Annotated in this window: 21 protein-coding genes; 19 read left to right on the top strand and 2 right to left on the bottom strand. The window is 65.5% G+C overall.

The window, feature by feature from the left end; genetic code table 11:
• The first annotated feature begins 2 nt into the window (after nucleotides 1-2).
• The 11 genes from FHY55_RS11735 (at nucleotide 3) to FHY55_RS11685 (ending at nucleotide 10,126) form a co-directional block, all read left to right on the top strand.
• Nucleotides 3-386: a hypothetical protein gene (locus FHY55_RS11735; RefSeq protein ID WP_140014373.1), complete on the top strand. Its 384-nt coding sequence runs from the start codon at nucleotides 3-5 to the stop codon at nucleotides 384-386.
• Entirely contained in the window at nucleotides 379-1,329 is a 951-nt protein-coding gene (locus tag FHY55_RS11730) for a VWA domain-containing protein (RefSeq protein ID WP_140014372.1), read from the top strand. The genes FHY55_RS11735 and FHY55_RS11730 overlap by 8 nt, the downstream gene beginning before the upstream one ends.
• Nucleotides 1,326-2,216 carry a VWA domain-containing protein gene (locus FHY55_RS11725; RefSeq protein WP_140014371.1) on the top strand — a complete coding sequence of 297 codons (891 nt, stop codon included), beginning with the start codon at nucleotides 1,326-1,328 and terminating at the stop codon, nucleotides 2,214-2,216. Before FHY55_RS11730 ends, FHY55_RS11725 begins: the two co-directional genes overlap by 4 nt.
• Entirely contained in the window at nucleotides 2,213-2,887 is a 675-nt protein-coding gene (locus FHY55_RS11720) for a hypothetical protein (RefSeq protein WP_140014370.1), read from the top strand. Before FHY55_RS11725 ends, FHY55_RS11720 begins: the two co-directional genes overlap by 4 nt.
• The gene (locus FHY55_RS11715) at nucleotides 2,884-4,059 is read left to right on the top strand and encodes a BatD family protein (protein ID WP_140014369.1); all 1,176 of its coding nucleotides are present in this window, start codon (nucleotides 2,884-2,886) and stop codon (nucleotides 4,057-4,059) included. The genes FHY55_RS11720 and FHY55_RS11715 overlap by 4 nt, the downstream gene beginning before the upstream one ends.
• Before the next feature lie 144 nt (nucleotides 4,060-4,203).
• Nucleotides 4,204-4,782, top strand: coding sequence for an S-(hydroxymethyl)glutathione synthase (gene gfa, locus FHY55_RS11710; RefSeq protein WP_210410478.1), 579 nt, complete (start codon nucleotides 4,204-4,206; stop codon nucleotides 4,780-4,782).
• A gap of 175 nt (nucleotides 4,783-4,957) precedes the next feature.
• Complete coding sequence (locus tag FHY55_RS11705; RefSeq protein ID WP_140014367.1) at nucleotides 4,958-5,683, top strand: response regulator transcription factor; 726 nt, start codon at nucleotides 4,958-4,960, stop codon at nucleotides 5,681-5,683.
• 4 nt (nucleotides 5,684-5,687) lie between these two features.
• Entirely contained in the window at nucleotides 5,688-6,851 is a 1,164-nt protein-coding gene (locus FHY55_RS11700; protein WP_140014366.1) for an FIST N-terminal domain-containing protein, read from the top strand.
• Nucleotides 6,851-9,130 (top strand): PAS-domain containing protein, encoded by a 2,280-nt coding sequence (locus tag FHY55_RS11695; RefSeq protein ID WP_140014365.1) that lies wholly within the window; start codon nucleotides 6,851-6,853, stop codon nucleotides 9,128-9,130. Before FHY55_RS11700 ends, FHY55_RS11695 begins: the two co-directional genes overlap by 1 nt.
• A gap of 28 nt (nucleotides 9,131-9,158) precedes the next feature.
• Complete coding sequence (locus tag FHY55_RS11690; protein WP_140014364.1) at nucleotides 9,159-9,788, top strand: hypothetical protein; 630 nt, start codon at nucleotides 9,159-9,161, stop codon at nucleotides 9,786-9,788.
• Nucleotides 9,785-10,126, top strand: a complete 342-nt coding sequence (locus FHY55_RS11685; RefSeq protein WP_140014363.1) for a hypothetical protein — start codon at nucleotides 9,785-9,787, stop codon at nucleotides 10,124-10,126. The genes FHY55_RS11690 and FHY55_RS11685 overlap by 4 nt, the downstream gene beginning before the upstream one ends.
• A 1-nt stretch (nucleotide 10,127) precedes the next feature.
• Here FHY55_RS11685 and FHY55_RS11680 read toward each other — a convergent pair whose 3' ends face one another.
• Complete coding sequence (locus tag FHY55_RS11680; protein WP_140014362.1) at nucleotides 10,128-10,931, bottom strand: quinoprotein dehydrogenase-associated SoxYZ-like carrier; 804 nt, start codon at nucleotides 10,929-10,931, stop codon at nucleotides 10,128-10,130.
• A 112-nt stretch (nucleotides 10,932-11,043) separates the two neighbouring features.
• Here FHY55_RS11680 and FHY55_RS11675 point away from each other — a divergent pair, with 112 nt between their 5' ends.
• Complete coding sequence (locus tag FHY55_RS11675) at nucleotides 11,044-12,060, top strand: quinoprotein relay system zinc metallohydrolase 2 (RefSeq protein WP_140014361.1); 1,017 nt, start codon at nucleotides 11,044-11,046, stop codon at nucleotides 12,058-12,060.
• 3 nt (nucleotides 12,061-12,063) lie between these two features.
• Here FHY55_RS11675 and FHY55_RS11670 read toward each other — a convergent pair whose 3' ends face one another.
• Nucleotides 12,064-12,672: a hypothetical protein gene (locus tag FHY55_RS11670; protein ID WP_140014360.1), complete on the bottom strand. Its 609-nt coding sequence runs from the start codon at nucleotides 12,670-12,672 to the stop codon at nucleotides 12,064-12,066.
• A gap of 144 nt (nucleotides 12,673-12,816) precedes the next feature.
• Between FHY55_RS11670 and FHY55_RS11665 the strand changes: the two genes are divergently transcribed.
• The 7 genes from FHY55_RS11665 (at nucleotide 12,817) to FHY55_RS11635 (ending at nucleotide 19,145) form a co-directional block, all read left to right on the top strand.
• Entirely contained in the window at nucleotides 12,817-13,944 is a 1,128-nt protein-coding gene (locus FHY55_RS11665; protein ID WP_140014359.1) for an S-(hydroxymethyl)glutathione dehydrogenase/class III alcohol dehydrogenase, read from the top strand.
• Entirely contained in the window at nucleotides 13,944-14,777 is an 834-nt protein-coding gene (gene fghA, locus FHY55_RS11660; protein ID WP_371706927.1) for an S-formylglutathione hydrolase, read from the top strand. Before FHY55_RS11665 ends, fghA begins: the two co-directional genes overlap by 1 nt.
• A 34-nt stretch (nucleotides 14,778-14,811) precedes the next feature.
• Nucleotides 14,812-15,231, top strand: coding sequence for a cytochrome c family protein (locus tag FHY55_RS11655; RefSeq protein WP_140014358.1), 420 nt, complete (start codon nucleotides 14,812-14,814; stop codon nucleotides 15,229-15,231).
• 115 nt (nucleotides 15,232-15,346) lie between these two features.
• Nucleotides 15,347-17,143 (top strand): methanol/ethanol family PQQ-dependent dehydrogenase, encoded by a 1,797-nt coding sequence (locus tag FHY55_RS11650; protein WP_140014357.1) that lies wholly within the window; start codon nucleotides 15,347-15,349, stop codon nucleotides 17,141-17,143.
• Between the two features lie 127 nt (nucleotides 17,144-17,270).
• Nucleotides 17,271-17,798: a c-type cytochrome, methanol metabolism-related gene (locus tag FHY55_RS11645; protein WP_140014356.1), complete on the top strand. Its 528-nt coding sequence runs from the start codon at nucleotides 17,271-17,273 to the stop codon at nucleotides 17,796-17,798.
• On the top strand, nucleotides 17,779-18,615 hold the full coding sequence (locus tag FHY55_RS11640) for a substrate-binding domain-containing protein (RefSeq protein ID WP_140014355.1): 837 nt from the start codon (nucleotides 17,779-17,781) through the stop codon (nucleotides 18,613-18,615). The genes FHY55_RS11645 and FHY55_RS11640 overlap by 20 nt, the downstream gene beginning before the upstream one ends.
• Complete coding sequence (locus tag FHY55_RS11635) at nucleotides 18,612-19,145, top strand: PQQ-dependent catabolism-associated CXXCW motif protein (protein ID WP_140014354.1); 534 nt, start codon at nucleotides 18,612-18,614, stop codon at nucleotides 19,143-19,145. Before FHY55_RS11640 ends, FHY55_RS11635 begins: the two co-directional genes overlap by 4 nt.
• Nucleotides 19,146-19,184: the final 39 nt, after the last annotated feature.

Below are 19,184 nucleotides of genomic sequence, written 5' to 3'. Positions count from 1 at the left end.
CGATGGCAGACGGGCAGGCGCTGACGGAAGAGGCGGTGCAGGCCGGGCTGCTGGATATTCGCCTGCCAAGCGAGGCCGCCGGGGGCGGGCTGGCCGAGGTGGCCGCCGGGGCCGGGATTGGCCTTGCCCTTGCGCTCTGCCTTGCCGCGCTGCTGCGGCCTATGCTGCATCGGCGGCAAAGGCCCGCGCGCCTGCCGAGCTTTGCCGAACGGCTGGCGGCGGCAGAGGCGCTGCCTGAGGCCGAGCGGGAAATTGCCCTGCTGCGACTCTGGCGCGAGGCGGACCCGGCGGGCTATGCCGCCCGCCGCGCCACGCTCTACACGCAGGATGGGCTGCCGGAGGGGCTGGGCGAGAGGCTCGGTGAGAGGCAGGGGGCCAATGGCTGAATTTGCACAGCCCTGGTGGTTTTTACTGTTGCCCGTGCCGCTCCTCGCTTGGGCCTTGTTGCCCGCGACGAGCGGGGGCGGGGCGGCGCTGCGGATGCCAGAGCGGGTGGCGGCGGGCTTTTTGCAGGCGGGCGCGGGTGGCGGGCGGCGGGAGGTGCCGTGGATGGCGGCGCTGGCATGGTGCCTTCTGGTGGTGGCGCTGGCCGGGCCAAGGGTGCTCGCCCCGGTTTCGGCGTTGCGGGTGACCGGGCGCGACCTTGCGATTGCAATAGATCTCTCTGGCTCGATGGTGCGCGAGGACTTTGCGCTCGACGGGCAAGCAATTTCGCGGCTTGAGGCGGTGCAGCGGGTGGGGGCGGAATTTGCCCGCCGCCGCGCCGGGGACCGGGTGGCGCTGATCTTCTTCGGCTCGGAGGCCTATTACGCCGCGCCCTTCACCTTCGACACCGAGGCGGTGGCGCGGCGGATCGAAGAGGCGCAGATCGGCATTTCGGGGCGGGCGACCAACATGGCCGATGCGGTGGGCCTTGCGTTGAAGCGGATGGTGCGGAGCGAGGCGGCGACGAAGGTGGTGATCCTGTTGTCGGACGGGGCGAACAACGCGGGCGCGACCAACCCGCGCGGTGTGGCCAGCCTTGCCGCCGAGATGGGCGTGCGGGTCCACACCATCGCCATGGGGCCGAAGGCTCTGGACGAGGCCGAAGAGGGCGAGCGCGGCGTGGTGGATGCGGCGACCCTGCGGGCGGTGGCGAGCCTGAGCGGGGGAGAGACATTTCGGGTGCGCACAACGGAAGACCTTGTGGCGGTGGGCGAGGCGCTTGACCGGCTGGAGGCAACGGCGGGTGACGGCTTGTCAGCGGAGGTCTGGCGGGAGTTCTGGGTTTGGCCTGCGGGGTTGGCGTTGATGCTGTGCCTCGGGCTGGCGTGGCGGGGGCAGGGATGAGCGGGCTTGTGCTGCTGCGCCCGTGGTGGCTGCTCGCATTGCCGGTGCTGGCGGTGGTGGCGGTGCTGCTCTGGCAGCGCCGCGCACGGCTGGGTGATTGGGAGCGCGTGGTGCGCCCCGAGATGATGGAGGCCCTGCGGCGGCTGGGGCATGTGCAGAGCGGGCGGCGGGGGATGCGCGGGCTGGGCGCGCTGGCCGCCGCTGCGCTGGTGGTGCTGGCGCTGACCGGCCCGGCAACCACCCGGCGCGAGGCGGCGGCCTTTCGCAACCTCGATGGGGTCATCTTTGTGCTCGATGCCTCGCCTTCGATGACCGGAGCAGAGGGGTGGGGCCAGATGCAAACCGCGGGCCGTGCCGCGATGGCGGGGCTTGGCGCACGGCCCGCCGCACTGGTGGTGGTGGCGGGTGATGCCTATCACGCAGCGGATTTGACCAGCGATCACAGGGAGTTGGCCCAGACGTGGCAATTGGTGGATGCCAAGACCGTGCCTGACAGGGGCAGCCGTCCGTGGCTGGGGCTGGGCAAGGCGAGCGAGGTTTTGGCTGAGGCGCGGCTGGTGAGCGCGGATGTGGTGCTGTTCAGCGATGGTGGCGGCCTCGGGCCGGAGACGGCGGAGGCGGCGGCGCGATTGGCCGGGCAGGGCGCGCGGCTTTCGGTGGTGGCGCCGGAGGGCTTGGCCTCGGCAGAGGTGTTGGCGCGCGCGGGGGGCGGCAAGCTGTTTTCACCGCTGGAGGGCCCAGCGCTGGCGGCGTTTCTGGCCGAGGGCGGGCGGGCTCGATTGGAGCGGGCGGAATATCCGCTGTTGTTTCTGGCCGATCACGGGCGGTTGGTGCTGCTGTTTGCGTTGATCCCGCTGCTGCTTGCCTTTCGGCGGAGGCTGGCATGAGGGGGGCGGCGATCCTTGCCGGGGCGTTGCTCGCGCTGGCCCTGCTGGCGGGCGGGCTTGCGCCTTTTGGCCGGGCGCTGATGGCCGCCGGGGTGCCGGTGCCTGCGCTCTTTTCCGATCCCGGTTGGCGCGGGGTGGCGCTTTATCGCGCGGGGCGCTTTGACGAGGCGGCAGAGGCGTTTGGCGCGGCGGGGCAGCCGTTCAACCGGGGCAATGCCCTGGCGCGCGCCGGGCAATATGCTGCGGCGCTGGAGGCCTATGACCTTGCCCGCGCAGGCGATGACAGTGCGGCGGGGGCGAATTTTGACCTTGTGGCGGCCTACTATGCAGGGCTCGCGCTTGAGGCCGGCTCGGTTGTGGAATGGTTCTCGGAGCGCGATCAAAACCAGGAGGCGGTGGAGAGCTTTGAGGCGCGGGGCAATGCGCGGGCGGCGGGGACCGGCACGGAGGTGACGAATGTGGGTGCACTCGTTGGCCTCCCTGAAGTCGTCACCAATGGTGCGCGCGAGGTGCGCAAGGTGTTTGATGACAAATACATCACCGCCGATGAGCGCTGGCTGGAGACGCTGGAGGACGTGCCCGGTGCCTTCCTCGCGGCCCGTATCCGGCATGAGGCCAAGCGGCGGGCACAGGCCGGGGAGGCCCAGCCCGAGGCGGAGGATCCAGAGTGAGGGCCTTGCTGATCTGGATGATGCTGGCGGGGGCGGCGCTGGGGCAGAGCGCGGAGGTGCGCCCCGGAGAGATTGAGCTGACCGTCACCGTGGAGGATGTGGGCACTTTTCCTGAGGCGGGGCCACTCACCGGCGAGATGGTGCTGGTGACGATCCACGGCGTCTACCGCCGCCACATTGCCCGTGAGCGGCTGGAGCAGCCGGAGCTGGAAGGATTTGCGTGGATGCAGCTGGGGCAGGACCACTGGTATGAAACCCGCGAACGGGGCCAGCCGGTCAAGAACTTCCGGCGGCGGATGGCGCTGTTTGCCGAGGAGCCCGGCCCGGTGGAGATTGGCGCCTTCACCCATCACCTGACGCTGATCGACGAAAACGACGATTGGTTTGACCATGATCTGGCCTCCGAGCCGGTGACGGTGCAGGTGGCCGAGGCCCCGGGTGATGCGAGGTGGTGGTTTCCGGTGCGGCGGCTGGTGGTGACCGACAGCTGGTCGAACGCGCCCGATCAGCTTGCGCCGGGGGCAGGGGTGCTGCGGATCGTGCGGGTGGCCGCCACGGGCGCCGCGCCGCAGATGATCCCGCCGATGCCGGACCTGCGCTCGCCCACGGGGCTGGTGTTTGCGCATCCTGAGCAGCGACTGGTGGAGCTTTCGCCGGAGGGGCCTGTCTCTGTTGCGTTCTGGCGCTGGACGATCCAGCCGGGCAACGGGGTGTCGGCGATCACCGAGCCGATGGAGTTTGACTGGTACGACACGGCGGAACGGCAGCCGAGGCGGGTGCGTATTGGGGCACAGCGCGTGGCCTATGCCGCGCCGATCGCCGCTGTGCCCGCGCCGGGCAAGGCCGGAACGGTGCGGGCGGGGCTATCGCTCGGCGCATTCGGCGCGGCGCTTGCGGTGGGGCTGGTGGCGCTGCTCTGGGGGCGGCGGTGGGCGAGGCCCGGTTTTGCCGATCCGCTGCGCTGGCAGGTGCGGCGGGCCGCGCGGGCGGGTGACCTTGCGGCGCTGAGGCGGGCAGGGGCGGCGCTGGCGCGGCAGGGGCGCAGCAGCCCGGCGTCGCAAAGGGCGATGGCCGAGCTTGACGCTGCACTCTTCGGCAAGGGCGCTGCGCGGCCCGATCCGCGCGCGCTGGCCCATGCGCTGCTGGCCCGGCCCACCGATACTGATGGCTAAATTGCCAGATGCACCGGGGCGCGGCACCATCCCGCCACCATTGCCGAGGCTGCGAGGGGAGCGCTCAGCGGCAGACCCAACAGAGAGGGACGTGCCATGAGTCTGTGGTCCAGACTGTTTGGTGGCAAGGAGGAGGAACCTGCCATGAGCCAAGTTACGATACACCCGGCGGTCGACAGGGGCGTGAAGCCCGGCAACCCCGGCTTCAGCGGAGGCACGTTAAGGTGCCTCTGCGCCAATGATCCGGTGATTGTGGAGATCGCAAGCCAGACGGCCCATAACCACGTGTGCGGGTGCACCAAGTGCTGGAAGCCCGATGGGGCCGTGTTCAGCCAGGTTGCCGTTGTCGGGCGGGATGCGGTGACGGTGACACAGGGGGCCAACAAGCTTTCGGTGGTTGACCCGAGCGCCGCGATCCAGCGCCATGCCTGCTCGGGCTGCGGGGCGCATATGTATGGCCGGATCGAGGACACCGGGCATCCGTTTCACGGGCTCGACTTTGTGCATACGGAACTCAGTGACCAATCCGGCTGGTCGGCGCCCGAGTTTGCCGCCTTCTGCTCGTCGGTCATCGAGAGCGGGGTGAATCCCGAACGGATGGACGGCATTCGCGCCCGGCTGAGAGAATTGGGATTGGCGCCCTATGATTGCCTGTCACCGCCGCTGATGGACGCGATTGCGACCCATGTGGCCAAGGCGAACGGGGTGCTTGAACCGGCCTGACCGCAGGCCCCGAGCGGGCAAGCGGGCACAACAGACAGCCGGAGGCGGGCGATGGCCCGGCTCCGGGCAGAGCGTTGCATCCTAAGGCGGAAAACAGCCAAGCTGTTCAACTTGTGCGACATTGTTGCACAGGCGGAATTTTTCCTGTTAGCCTCCCGCATAGGGAGGACGAACCATGAGACATGAGGCGCTTGGCCGACAAGCCGGCCCGGTCCGATCGGTGTTGGTGATCGACGATCATCCGCTTTATGGCGCGGCGCTGGAAACCGCGCTGCAGCACGTTTTCGAGGGCTGCGAGATTGTTACCGCGACCACCTTGGGCGATGGTTTGAAGGCGCTGAGCAAGGCGTTTTCGCCCGATATGGTGCTGCTAGACCTCAAGCTGCCGGATGTGACCGGGATCAGCGGCTTTTTGCGGCTGCGGGCAGAATTGCCGGATGTGCCGGTGGTGGTGATTTCGTCGCTCACCTCCGATGAGGTGATTCAGGCGGTGCTGGATGCGGGCGCGGCGGGCTTTGTGCCCAAGGATGCGCCGATGGCCGACCTGCGGGCCGCACTTTGCGATGTGCGCGGCGGAATGACTTACCTGCCCAAGGGCTTTACCCGGGTGCGCCGTGCGCCCGAGCATCAGCGCGACAGCCATGACATTGCCCGCCGCATTGCCGAACTCACCCCGCAGCAGACCCGGATCATGAAGCTGATCTGCGTGGGCAAGCCCAACAAGCAGATTGCCTATGAGATGGACCTTGCGGAGGCCACGGTGAAGGCGCATATCACCGCGCTACTGCGCCGCCTTGGGGTGCAGAACCGCACTCAGGCGGCCGTGCTGGTCGAGAGCGCCAGCCTTGACGGGGCCGGGGTGGGCGAGCAGAGCGATGCGCAGGCGTTCTTGAGCAACTGAGGTGATGAACGCACCATCAGGGGGAGAGCCGGACACGCTAGTTGGCGTTGCCGTATCACATGCGCTCGATGGCGCAACAGCGGTGGCCGAAGTTGCGGCGGCGCTGAGCCCGCGCGACGCCTGTTTCATCCTGCTTTTCGTACCCGAGGCGCTGGACCTTGCAGAAATCGAGGCCGGGCTGGCCGCGCATCTGCCGGGCAGCCCGGTGTTTGGCTGCACCACGGCGGGTCAGATCACGCCGGAGGGCTATGAGAACGACGCTCTGCTGGCGCTCTCCTTTCCGCGCAGCCATTTTCGCTGCGCCTCCCAGCTCATCGCGCCGCTCAAGCCGCTCTCGATCCAGCGGATCACCACAGAGGCCCGCGCCCTTGCGGCCCGCTTTCAGCACACCGCCCATTGGAACCGGCTCGCCCTGACCATCAGTGATGGGCTTTCCAAGCAAGAAGATATGCTGGTGGCCGCGCTGGAGGCCGGGTTGGATGACATGCCTATCTTTGGCGGATCGGCGGCCAACGGACTGAATTTCAAGCAAACCTCGGTTTTGCATGGCGGCAAGTTCCACACCAATGCCGCGCTGCTCTTGGTGCTGGAAACCGATCTGGAGTTCTCCGGCATCGGGTTTGACCACTTTCTGCCCACGGGCCACCAGATGGTGGTGACCGGTGCCGAGCCGGAAGAGCGGGTGGTGTATGAGATCAACGGCGCACCGGCGGCAGATGAATACGCGCGGCTTGTCGGGGTGTCGCGCGAGGCGCTGTCGCCTGAGGTCTTTGCCGAAAACCCGGTGCTGGTGCGCAACTCGGCGCTTTACCATGTGCGCGCGATACAGGAGGTGCACGCGGGCGGGGCGCTCTCGTTTCTCAGCGCGATTGACGAGGGGCTGCTGCTGACGCTGGGCAAGGGCCAGGAGATTGTGAAGACGATGGCGCAGGAGCTTGATCTGCGCGACGGGCGCGGACGGGCGCCGGAGTTTATCCTCGGGTTCGATTGCGTGCTGCGGCGCATCGAGATTGACCACAAGCAGCTGACCCGGCAGGCCTCTGAGGTGCTGCGCGAGCGCCGGGTGCTGGGCTTCAACACCTATGGCGAGCAGCATTGCGGCGTGCATGTGAACCAGACCTTCGTGGGCGTTGCCTTCTTTGAGCCGAAGGCGCGGGCACTCCATTGATGATCGACCCGGATGATCCGCTTGAGGTGCAGGTCGAGAAACAGGCCAAGATCATCGCTGCGCTGGTGCGCCGGGCGGGGCGGCAGAACGAGGTGGGCAATCAGGCCTATTCGGCGTTTCAGTCCGCCATCGCCCTGCAGGGGCAGGTTTGGGACAAGACCCGTGATCTGGAACGCGCCTCCAGCGAGCTGAGCCAGCTCAGGCATGACCGCGAGCGCAGCCAGAAGAACCTGAGCGATGCGCTTTCGGTGATGGAAGGGGGCTTTGCGCTGTTCGAGGAGGGGCGGCTGCGGATTTGCAACGAGCTGTTCCGCACGTTGCTGCCCGATATTTCCGAGCGCATCCTGCCGGGGCTGACGCTGGATGACTACTTTGACGCAATGGAGCATTCCGGCCACCTTGAGCCTGATGAGGAGCAGGTTGCCCCGCCATTGCGCACGCACCGCGAGGAGCGCACGGGCACGGCCCTTTCGTCTTTCGTGATCGCGCTAAAGGGCGACAGGTGGTTTCAGATTTCCCAGCAGGGCACGGGCGGGGAGACGGTGATTGTTCTGCAAACCGAGATCACCGATATCGTCCGTAAGAACCGCTCGGAAAAGGCGCAGCTGATCGACCTTCAGGCGCATTACCTGCAGGCGGCGATCGACCACATGAGCCTTGGTCTGTGCACGGTCAGCGCAGAGGGCACGATTACGCTGCACAATGACAGGTTTCATGACCTGCTGGGCCTGCCCTACACGGTTGTGCAATCGGGCACCCTGTTCACCGAGGTGGTGGAATTTATCCGCGCCAACTATCTGATCGACCTTGAAAACCTTGCGTTGTTCGATGGCTGGATGGAGCGGGCGGGCAATGACGGGCGGTTGCGGCAGACCCTGCGGCACGCCTCTGGCCGGGTGCTCGACATGCACACCCACGCGCTGCCCGACCGGGGCTTTCTCGTCGACATCAAGGATGTGACGCTGGAATATCGCGCCACGGAGCTGTTGGAAAAGCGGGTGAAGGAGCGCACCGCCGAGCTGACCCGCGCGAATGATCGGCTGACCGCGCAGTTTGAAGAGCTGGCCCGGGTGCAGGAGGCGCTGCGGCTGGCCAAGGAGGAGGCGGAGGCGGCGAACTCCTCCAAAACGCGGTTTCTGGCCGCCGCAAGCCACGACCTGCTGCAACCGATCAACGCCGCCAAGCTGCTGATCTCGACGCTCTTTGACATGTCCCGTCAGACCGACATGGCCGACACCGTGGAGCGGCTGGAGGGGGCGTTCACCTCGATGGAGCAGCTTCTGCACGCGCTGCTCGACATCTCGCGCCTCGAAAGCTCCACCGGCAACCTCAACCCGACCGAATTTTCGCTTTCCTCGGTGATGCAGACGGTAACGCAGGACCAGCAGGCCTTTGCCGACCGCAAGGGGGTGCGCCTCAGTGCGGTGCCCTCCAGCGTGTGGGTGCGCTCTGACCAGCGCTACCTGTTCCGCTCGATCCAGAACCTCGTGGTGAACGCGATCCAATACACCGAGAGCGGGCGGGTGCTGGTGGGCTGCCGCCGCAAACCCGGCGGCAAGGTGGAGCTTCAGGTTTGGGATACGGGCATCGGGATTTCGCGCAAGGATCAGCGGCGCATTTTCGAGGAGTTCACCCGGGCCGACAATGTGCCGCCGGGCAGTGGCATGGGGCTTGGCCTTTCAATCGTGGATCGCACCTGCCGCCACTTGGGCCATCGGGTTGGCGTGCGCTCGAAGCCGGGCGTGGGCTCGGTGTTCTCGATCGAGATGGACGCCGTGGAGGCACAGGCCCCGGTGGCGGAGGCGGTGATGAGCCCGGGGGCAGGGGACTTCCCAGAGATGGACCTGATCGTGCTGGTGGTCGAAAACGACACCACGGTGCTGGATGCAACCACCCGGAAGCTGGAGCGCTGGGGGGCCTCGGTGCTTGGCGCGCGCGGCACCGAGGAGGCGCTGGCGATGGTGCGGGAGCTGGGCCTGCCGCCGGATATCATGCTGGCCGATTATCACCTTGATGGCGACGAGCTGGGCACCGATGCGATCCGGGCCATCCGCGCAGCGAGCGGGGCGCATGTGCCGGCCATCATGATCACCGCCAACCGCTCGCCCGAACTGGCGCAGGCCGGGGTTGAGGAGGATTTCACGGTGATGACCAAGCCTGTGGAACTGTCGCGCCTGCGCCCGTTGATGCATTGGAAGGCCCGAGCGGGAGCGCAGGAGGGGACGACGGGGGGCGTGAGGGCACCGACAAAAGTATCCGGTGACCTCGGCTCGACGTGAGATAGGCTCAGGCCGGGAGGATTGACTGATGAACAAGGTGATTTCGGCGCTGGCCGCCGGGCTGATGGCTCTGGGGAGCGCGGCGCAGGCTGCGGACCCGGTGGATACGGCGGCCTATGATCTGCTCTTCAAGCAGGGCACGCTCGACGGATTTGAGAAGGGCGATGTGCTGGATTACCGTCGCGAGGTGAGCAACACGTTGGTGCCCGCTGCCGCCGCACGTGACACCGGCGAGATTGAACTGACGCTGGAGGGCGGCACACCGCCGGTGGCCAGGCTGGAGTTTCGTCAGGATGAAAAGCACCGCTCGCTGGGCAACTTCCCGGCCAGCGTGGGCAACCCGGTGATCATGTATTTCGTCGAGACGGTGGTACGCGACATGGCCGAAAGCGCCGGTGGCAGCCCGTTTTACATTCGCAACCGGGTGAAAGAGGCGCTGGTGCGCCCGGCTGATATTACTGAAGCCGAAGACGGCACCGTGACGGTGGTGATGCACCCCTTTGAGGATGATCCGAACGTCGCGCGGATGCAGGGCTTTGGCGATCTTGCGCTGACGGTGGAAATGTCGACCGAGGTGCCGGGTTGGTATAGCAGCCTCTCGGCCGAGGCTGGTGAGGTCTATCGCTCGACGGTGGTGTTTGAAGGGGTGGCCGAATGAGGTGGCTTGCCGCATTGGCCCTGCTCGCCGCGCCGCTCCAGGCCCAGAGCGTGGCCGAGCGGCTGAATGACTATCCCACGGCGGCGCGCGCGGACTATGTGTTTGCCTGCATGCAGACCAACGGCCAGAGCCGCGACGTGATGATAAAATGCGCCTGCTCGATCGACGTGGTCGCCTCGATCCTGCCCTATGAGGATTACGTGGAGGCCGAAACCGTGCTGTCTATGCGGCAGGTGGGCGGTGAGCGTATGGCGATCTTCCGCAGCGCCGCCAGCGCAGAGGCCATCGTGGCCGAGCTGCGCCGGGCGCAAGCGGAAGCGGAGATTTTGTGCTTCTAGCTCAGGAGGCCTCATCCTTGGGCAGGCGCTGCTCAAAGCTGTTGCCCTCGGTGTCCGTCGCCTTCACCACGATCTCGGGTGCGCCGTTGTCATTGTAGCTGAAGCGAAACACCGGGTTTTCGGAAATCGAGATGCCGCCCTCCATGGTGAACAGGAGTTCGTCGCCCTGATGCACTTCGAGCGTGTCGATGAAGTGGGCCGGCACGAAGAGCTGGGTGATCTGGTCACGTTGGAGGCCGGAGTAATTGGGGTGGCGGATCATGATTTGGGCTTCGCGGCGCGGGGTGCTCATCTGCGGCTGGGCCCCGAAGCTGCGCAGGCGCATTTCGCCCATTCCCGCCAGCGCCGCTTCCGGGTCGGAGGTGGCCGGGGCCGAGCAGCCGCCCGAGGCCTTCACGAAGCGACCGGCCATAACGAGGCTGTCTGCCGTTTGGGCGATCACGCGGACGTTGGAATACTGATTCACCCGCACGCGGATCTCCAGATCGAGCGGATGCATCGCCGCGCCGAAGGTGAAGGTGCCTGCGACCGGGGCGGGGTTTTCGTCGATCACCACGATGGCCGTGTCGATCTTTGCCGCCTCGTCGGTTTGCACGATATGCACCGGCACGGTGGCCGCATCATTGGCGCGGTAGGGCGCATCAACGGTGAAGAGCGCGCCGCCTTCGGTGGGGGTGGCCTCCCCCAGCACGTCATATTGCAGCGCGTCCCAGCTCTCGCTGGCGGTGAGCGGGTTATCTTCTGCCGCGTGAGCGGGCAGGGCGACGAGCGCCGCGGCGATGGCGGTGCGGATAAACGGCGTCATTGGGTCTCCTCCCGTGGTCGCGCGTGGCGCGAGCATAGCAGATTGCGCCGCATCGCGCACCGATCCGTTTGTCGGCATGGTGCGCGGGCGCGTGCGGGGCGCACGCTGAGATATGTTTGAAGCGCTCGTGACCCTCTGCCTCTTGTCCGATCCGGGCCTGTGTCGCGACGCTTTGGTGGTGGGCGGCGAGGCAGAAACGCGGGCGGGATGCGAGGCAAAGCTGGCGCAGGTGGTGGTGCCGCAGGGGCGCTGGAGCACGGGCCAGCCGTTTTGCGCGCCACGCGGGGCGGCGCTGGCGTTTGAGGAGGTTGCGCCGGGGGTGTTTGTGCACAGCGGCGCGGTGGCGGAGCCGGATGAGGCCAACCGGGGGGATGTTTCCAACATCGCTTTCGTCGTGGGCCGCGAGGCTGTGGCGGTGGTTGACAGCGGGTCGGCCCGGTGGATTGGCGAGGCAACGTGGCGCGCAGTGCGCGAGGTGACGGATCTGCCGGTGCGCCATGTGGTGCTGACCCATATGCACCCCGACCACGTGTTCGGCGCCACGGCGTTCGAGGGGGCGCAGGTGATGGGCCATGCGGCACTGGCCCGTGCGCTGGCGGACCGGGCCGAGAACTACAGCGAAAGCCTTGAAGGGTTGGTCGGGGCGGAGGCATTTTTGGGCACCGCCGCGCCTGATGTGACCGTGGAGGTGGCGGAGCAGGTAGAAATTGACCTTGGTCATATTTCGCTGGAGCTGGAGCCTTGGCCACGGGCGCATACCGGCACCGATCTGACCGTGAAGGTGGGCGATGTGGTGATTGCCGGGGATCTTGTGTTCGACAAGCACACGCCCGCGCTCGACGGCTCGGTGCTGGGCTGGCTCGCAGCGCTGGATCGGCTGGAGGGGCAGGGCGCTCGGGTGGTGCCGGGGCACGGCAGACCGGTGCTTGAGATGACAGAGGCGATTGCCCCGATGCGGCGCTATCTTGAGGTTTTGCGCGACGACACCCGGGCCGCGATTGCAGCGGGTGAGCGTCTTGGGGAGGCTGTGGAGCATGTGGCCGCTGGGGAGGGGGCGCATTGGGCGCTCTTCGAGGCCTACAACAAGCGCAACGCGACGGTGGCCTTTACGGAGTTGGAGTGGGACTAGGCCCTACTCGGGCAGCGCGCCCTGCAACATCTGGGCGATGGCGTAGAGGCGCTTTTCCAGCAGAACCGGGGTTTCGCACACATAGGTGAGGCTTTGGCGGCGGTCGGTGTAGATGCGTTCATCCCAGTCGATCTGCTCTTCCAACTCATCCACCCGGTCGTAATCGGGGGCCTCCTTGGCCATTTCACTGCCCATCTCCACGCGGGCGGCGTCGATCCGGGCGGCGAGGTCGATCTGGCCAAGGGAGTATTCGCCGATGCCGGTGATGATGCGGCTGCGCAGGTTGTTGAGCTGGTCGAAGGCGCGAGTGAATACATGGCCGAGCAGGGCCGGGTCGTGTCCATGCGCTTGGGTAAAGGCGGTGAGGCGGGGCTGCACCTCTTCAAGCGGCAGGCGGCGCAGGGTGAGGTAGCCCACCAGATCGGCAACGGCAGCCTCGGTTTTTTCGGTGAGCTCGGGCTCTTCCAACGCCACGGGCCACATCAGGCCGGGGGACAGGGCCTCTACCTTGCGCTGGACGCAAGGCCATGTCGGATCCGAGAAATCGGCGGCGAGCACGGGGGTGGCCGGGGTAAGCGCCAAAAGCAGTGCGAGCAGAGCCCTTGTTTTCATGATGTTCCTCCCGCTTGCCACTCTATCCGCGGGTGCACCTTTGTCTACAGCGCCCAATACCACCTTTGGTCTGCATTGTTCCGTATCGGCTCTGCTCCTAGCCTCATCGGAAACAGAAGTGCCTATAAGTCTGGGAGGAATTTGATGCGGACACGTGCCGCCGTGGCCCTTGAGGCCGGCAAACCGCTTGAGATCATGGAGGTCAACCTCGAGGGCCCGAAGGCGGGCGAGGTTTTGGTGGAGATCAAGGCCACCGGGATTTGCCATACCGACGAGTTTACCCGCTCGGGGGCGGACCCTGAGGGGCTTTTCCCGTCGATTCTGGGCCATGAGGGCGCAGGCGTGGTGATGGAGGTGGGCGAGGGCGTGACAACGCTGAAGCCGGGCGACCATGTCATCCCGCTTTACACGCCGGAATGCCGGCAATGCGCCTCCTGCCTCAGCGGCAAGACCAACCTCTGCACCGCGATCCGCAACACGCAGGGGCAGGGCCTGATGCCCGATGGCACGACCCGGTTTTCCATGCTCGATGGCACGCCGATCTATCACTACATGGGCTGTTCCACCTTTGCGAACCACACGGTGATGCCCGAAATCGCGCTCGCCAAGGTGCGCGAAGACGCCCCTTTCGACAAGATTTGCTACATTGGCTGCGGCGTAACCACCGGCATCGGCGCGGTGATTAACACGGCAGGTGTTGAGATTGGGTCAACGGCGGCGGTTTTTGGCCTCGGCGGGATTGGCCTGAACGTGATCCAGGGCCTGCGGATGGCCGGGGCCGACAAGATCATCGGCGTGGATCTCAATGATTCCAAACGGGAAATGGCCGAGAAATTCGGCATGACACATTTTGTTAACCCCTCGAAGGTAGAGAATACCGTGGCGGAGATCGTGAAGATCACCCAAACGGAGTTCGACCAGATCGGCGGGGTCGACTATTCGTTTGACGCGACGGGCAACGTGAAGGTGATGCGCGACGCGCTGGAATGCTCGCACCGCGGCTGGGGCTGCTCGGTGATCATCGGCGTGGCACCTGCCGGGGCCGAGATCAGCACGCGCCCGTTCCAGCTGGTGACGGGCCGGGTGTGGAAAGGCACGGCCTTCGGCGGCGCCAAGGGCCGCACGGATGTGCCCAAGTTCGTCGACTGGTACATGGACGGGAAGATCGAGATCGACCCGATGATCACCCACACCCTCAAGCTCGACGACATCAACGAAGGCTTCGACCTGATGCACGAGGGTAAATCCATCCGAGCGGTGGTGGAGTATTGATGGCGATGGAGGTGATCTCCGAGACGGCCTGCTATGGCGGGCGGCAGATTGTGGCCAAGCACCCCAGCAACGCCTGCGGCTGCGAGATGACCTTTGCCGTCTACCTGCCGCCACAGGCCGAAGACGGGCCGGTGCCGGTGCTCTGGTATTTGTCCGGGCTCACCTGCACCCATGAGAACGCCATGACCAAGGGCGGGTTTCAGGAACATGCCGCCGAGCACGGGTTGGCGGTGATCTTCCCCGACACCTCGCCGCGCGGCGAGGCGGTGGCGGATGACGAGGCCTATGACCTTGGGCAGGGCGCAGGGTTTTACGTGAACGCCACGCGAGAGCCGTGGTCGCCGCATTTCAGCATGTATGATTACATTACCGGCGAGTTGCGCGGGTTGGTGATGGAGAACTTCCCACTGCAGGACCGCCACGGCATCACCGGCCACTCGATGGGCGGGCATGGGGCGCTGACGATCGCCATGCGCAACGCCGAGATGTTCGACAGCCTCTCGGCCTTTGCGCCCATCGCCAACCCCACCCGCTCGGATTGGGGCCGCAAACAGCTCAGCGCCTATCTGGGCGATGACGAGAGCTCTTGGGCCGATCATGACGCCACCATCCTTCTGGAGGAGAAGGGCTGGAAGGGCGAGATTCTTGTGGATCAGGGGGCCAGTGATCAGTTCCTTGATCTGCTGAAGCCCGAGGCGCTGGCCGAAGCCATGGTAAAGCGCCGCCAACCCGGCGCGATCCGGATGCAGCCGGGCTATGACCACTCTTATTTTTTCGTCACGACCTTCGCCCGGGACCACGTGGCCTGGCATGCGGAGCGACTTTGCGGCTGAGGCGCCGCGACCAAAACAGGGAGAGAGACCAACAATGATCGCAAGACTGCTCGCCGCCGCCAGCCTGACGCTTGCCGCCTCCGTTGCAGGAGCCCAGGACATGGCCGGCGACCCAGCCAAGGGTGAGAGGGTGTTCAAGAAATGTCAGGCCTGCCACATGGTTGGCGCTGACGCCAAGGCCAAGACAGGCCCGGTGCTCAACGGCATCATCGGGCGCGCCGCTGCCAGTTACGAAGACTTCAAATATTCCGACGCGATGCAGGAGGCCGCCGCGGGTGGCCTTGAGTGGACCGAGGAAAACCTCGCCGCCTTCCTGACCAAGCCGAAGGAATTCATGGATGGCACCAAGATGACTTTCGCGGGGCTTCGCAAGGAGAAGGACGTGGCCAATGTGCTCGCCTATCTGGCGACCTTTGGCGAGGACGGCACGGCAGCAGAAGGGGAGGGTTCCTGACCAGAGATTCTGCCCGGCGCGAGGAGGACACGTGAAGCCGGGCCAAACCGCCAGCCAGTGAAATGGGCCCGGGACACCGGGCTTTGGCGGCACCAACCAAATGGGAGAGAAGACAATGAAAAAGCTACTTGCTTTGACTTCCGTCGCAGCGATGTGCGCAACCGGCGCACTGGCCAACGACGGGCTGATCGCGGAGATGGAGAAGCCCGAACAATGGGCCATCCAGACCGGCGACTACAAGAACCAGCGATATTCTGCGCTTGACCAGATCACCGCCGACAACGTGGGCGACCTGCAAGCCAACTGGACGTTCTCAACCGGCGTTCTGCGCGGCCACGAGGGCAGCCCGCTGGTGATTGGCGACGTGATGTATGTGCACACGCCCTTCCCCAACATCGTCTATGCGCTCGACCTGACCCAGGATGGCAAGATCATCTGGAAGTACGAGCCCAAGCAGGATCCGAACGTCATTCCGGTGATGTGTTGTGACACGGTGAACCGCGGCGTGGCCTATGCCAACGGCAAGATCTACCTGCACCAGGCCGACACCAAGGTTGTCGCGCTCGATGCGATGACCGGCGAAGAGGTTTGGTCGGCGGTCAACGGTGATCCTTCGAAGGGTGAAACCAACACCGCAACGGTTCTGCCGGTGAAAGACAAGCTCATCGTGGGTATCTCGGGCGGCGAATTCGGCGTTCAAGGTCATGTGACCGCCTATGACCTCGACAGTGGCGAGCAGCTTTGGCGCGCCTATTCGGTGGGTCCGGACGACCAGATCCTGTTCAACGAAGAAACCACCGAACTCGGCAAGCCGGTTGGCGCCGACAGCTCGATCAACTCCTGGGAAGGTGACCAGTGGATGATCGGTGGCGGCACCACATGGGGCTGGTATGCGGCTGATATGGAAGAGAATCTCTTCTATTACGGCTCGGGCAACCCCAGCACGTGGAACCCCGCGCAGCGCCCGGGTGACAACAAGTGGTCGATGACCATCTTCGCCCGTGACATCGACACCGGCGAAGCCAAGTGGGTCTACCAGATGACGCCCCATGACGAATGGGACTTTGACGGCGTCAACGAGATGATCCTCACCGAGCAGGAGATCGACGGCGAGGAGCGCAAGCTGCTCACCCACTTCGACCGCAACGGTCTGGCCTACACGATGGACCGTGTCAGCGGCGAGCTGCTGGTGGCCGAGAAGTATGACCCGGCGGTGAACTGGACCTCTGGCGTTGACATGGACCCGGAGTCGGACACCTACGGGCGTCCCGCAGTGGTGGCGCAATACTCCACCGAGCAGAACGGCGAGGACGTGAACTCGACCGGTATCTGCCCGGCGGCGCTTGGCACCAAAGACCAACAGCCGGCGGCCTACAGCCCGAAGACCGAGCTGATGTATGTGCCCACCAACCACGTGTGCATGGACTATGAGCCGTTCCGTGTGAGCTACACCGCAGGCCAGCCCTATGTGGGCGCCACCTTGTCGATGTATCCCGCGCCGGACAGCCATGGCGGCATGGGCAACTTCATCGCGTGGGACAACACCACCGGTGAAATCAAGTGGTCGCTGCCCGAGCAGTTCTCGGTGTGGTCGGGTGCTTTGGCAACCGCGGGTGACGTGGTGTTCTACGGCACGCTGGAAGGCTACCTGAAGGCGGTCCATGCCGAGACGGGCGAAGAGCTTTACAAGTTCAAAACCCCATCGGGCATCATCGGCAACGTGATGACCTATGAGCATGGCGGCAAGCAGCACATCGCTGTGCTCTCGGGCATTGGCGGCTGGGCGGGCATCGGCCTTGCGGCTGGCCTCACCAACCCGAATGACGGCCTTGGCGCCGTGGGTGGCTATGCCGCGCTGAGCGATTACACCGCCCTTGGTGGCCAGCTCACCGTGTTCTCCCTGCCGGACTGATACCCCGGCCTCCGGCATCGCTGCCACTCCCCGGTGGCGGTGCCGACAAGCAATAAAAGCGATCGGCACGGGCAGGCCCTCAGAGGCCCGGCCCGTGCCGCACCGCCTAACCACTCCGAGGACATACATGCAACTGACGCGCACCCTTGTCGCCTCCGCCCTCTTCGCCGCCCTGGCCGCGCCGCTGGCCGCGCAGGAGGAAGAAGAGTTCGACAACATCTCCGTCGCCTATGAGGAGGACGGACGCTATTACACCGAAGATGACATCCCCACCTACAACGTCACCGAAGACGGGGCGAAGGTGGACTGGCTGACCTATTCGGGCTTCCGCCGCTATCACTCCGAATGCCACGTGTGCCACGGGCCCGAGGGCATGGGCTCTACCTACGCCCCGGCCCTGAAGGACTCGGCCATCAACATGGATTACTACGATTTCGTGGACGTGGTGGTGAACGGGCGCCAGAAGATCAACGCCGCCGAAAACTCGGTGATGCCCGCCTTCGGCGATAACCCCAATGTCATGTGCTATCTCGACGACATCTATGTTTACCTCAAGGCGCGCGGAACCGAGGCTGTGCCCCGTGGTCGCCCCGGCGGCCGGGAGGACAAGTCCGAGGCGATCCGCGAGGCGGAGAATGCCTGCCTTGGCCTGTAGGGCGCTCACATGGGCGGCGGGGCTGGTGATGCTGGCCTCCGCCGCCGCCGCGCAAACATCCGACCTTGTCAGCAAGACGGCGTTCAGGGTCTGCGCCGATCCGGCCAATGCGCCGATGTCGGTGGAGGACGGCAGCGGCTATGAAAACGCGCTGGCCGAGTTGATCGCCGGAAAGCTGGAACTGCCGGTGGAATACACGTGGTTTCCGATGGCCACCGGTTTCATCCGCCAGACGCTGCGGGCCAACCGCTGCGATGTGGTGATGGGCTATGCCCAGGGCCACGAGCTGGTGCTGAACACCAACCACTACATGACCTCGGTTTACGTGCTGATCCTGCCGGAAGATACCGGGCTGGAGGGGGTGACGCGCCTCTCTGACCCAGCGCTAAAGGGCAAGCGGATCGGGGTGATCGCGGGCTCGCCGCCCGCCACGCACATGGCCCGCAACGGGCTGATCGGGAAGGCAAAACCCTACAACCTCATGGTTGATCGGCGGGTGGAATCTCCGACCGAAGACATGCTGAACGACCTTGAGGCGGGCGAGATCGACGCCGCCATTCTCTGGGGGCCGATAGGCGGGCCACTGGTGAAGCAGGATCATCCGGGCATGACGGTGGTGCCGCTGATTGCTGAAGAGCTTCCGCCGCGGCTGTTTTTCCGCATCACCATGGGCGTTCGGCTGGGGGATAAGGTGTGGCAGCGCAAGCTGAACTCGCTGATCCGGCGGCATCAGGATGAGATCAACGCGATCCTGACCGAGGCCGGTGTGCCGCTGGTGGCGGACATGGGCGACAGGATGCTGGACGCGGAGAAATGAGGGCGGCGTGGCTGGCGCTGGTGCTGCTGGCCACCCCCGCGCTCGCCCAGGTGAGCGAGCCGGAAGACTACCGCATGGACCACTACCGCGCGCCGGTGCCCGAGACGCTTGAGGGCGGCACAGTGCTTGGCCCCGAAGAGGCCCATGCGCTTTGGGCGGCGGGCGGCATGGCCTTTATCGACGTGCTGCCGCGCGCGCCCAAACCGGAGAACCTGCCCAAAGGCACGATCTGGCGCGAGAAACCGCGCGAGAGCATCCCAGGCGCGATCTGGCTGCCCAACGTCGGCTATGGCGCGATTGCCGAGGAGACGGCGGCCTATTTCCGGGCCGGTCTGGAGAAGGCCACGGCGGGCAACAAGGCGCATCCGGTGACGATCTTTTGCCTCGATGAGTGCTGGATGAGCTGGAACGCGGCGAAGCGGGCGTTGGAGTGGGGGTATTCTGACGTGTATTGGCTGCCCGAAGGCACCGATGGTTGGGCGTTTTTTGACTACCCGACAGAAGTGGTGGAGCCGGAGCCGGGCGGGTAAGGGCTGCTCTTCAAGCCCTTCGGCCATTCATCGCATCTG

It is taken from the genome of Oceanicola sp. D3 (assembly GCF_006351965.1).
GTDB lineage: Bacteria > Pseudomonadota > Alphaproteobacteria > Rhodobacterales > Rhodobacteraceae > Vannielia.
The sequence above is the reverse complement of the archived record's forward strand: the minus strand, read 5'-3'. Positions and strand labels throughout refer to the sequence as shown.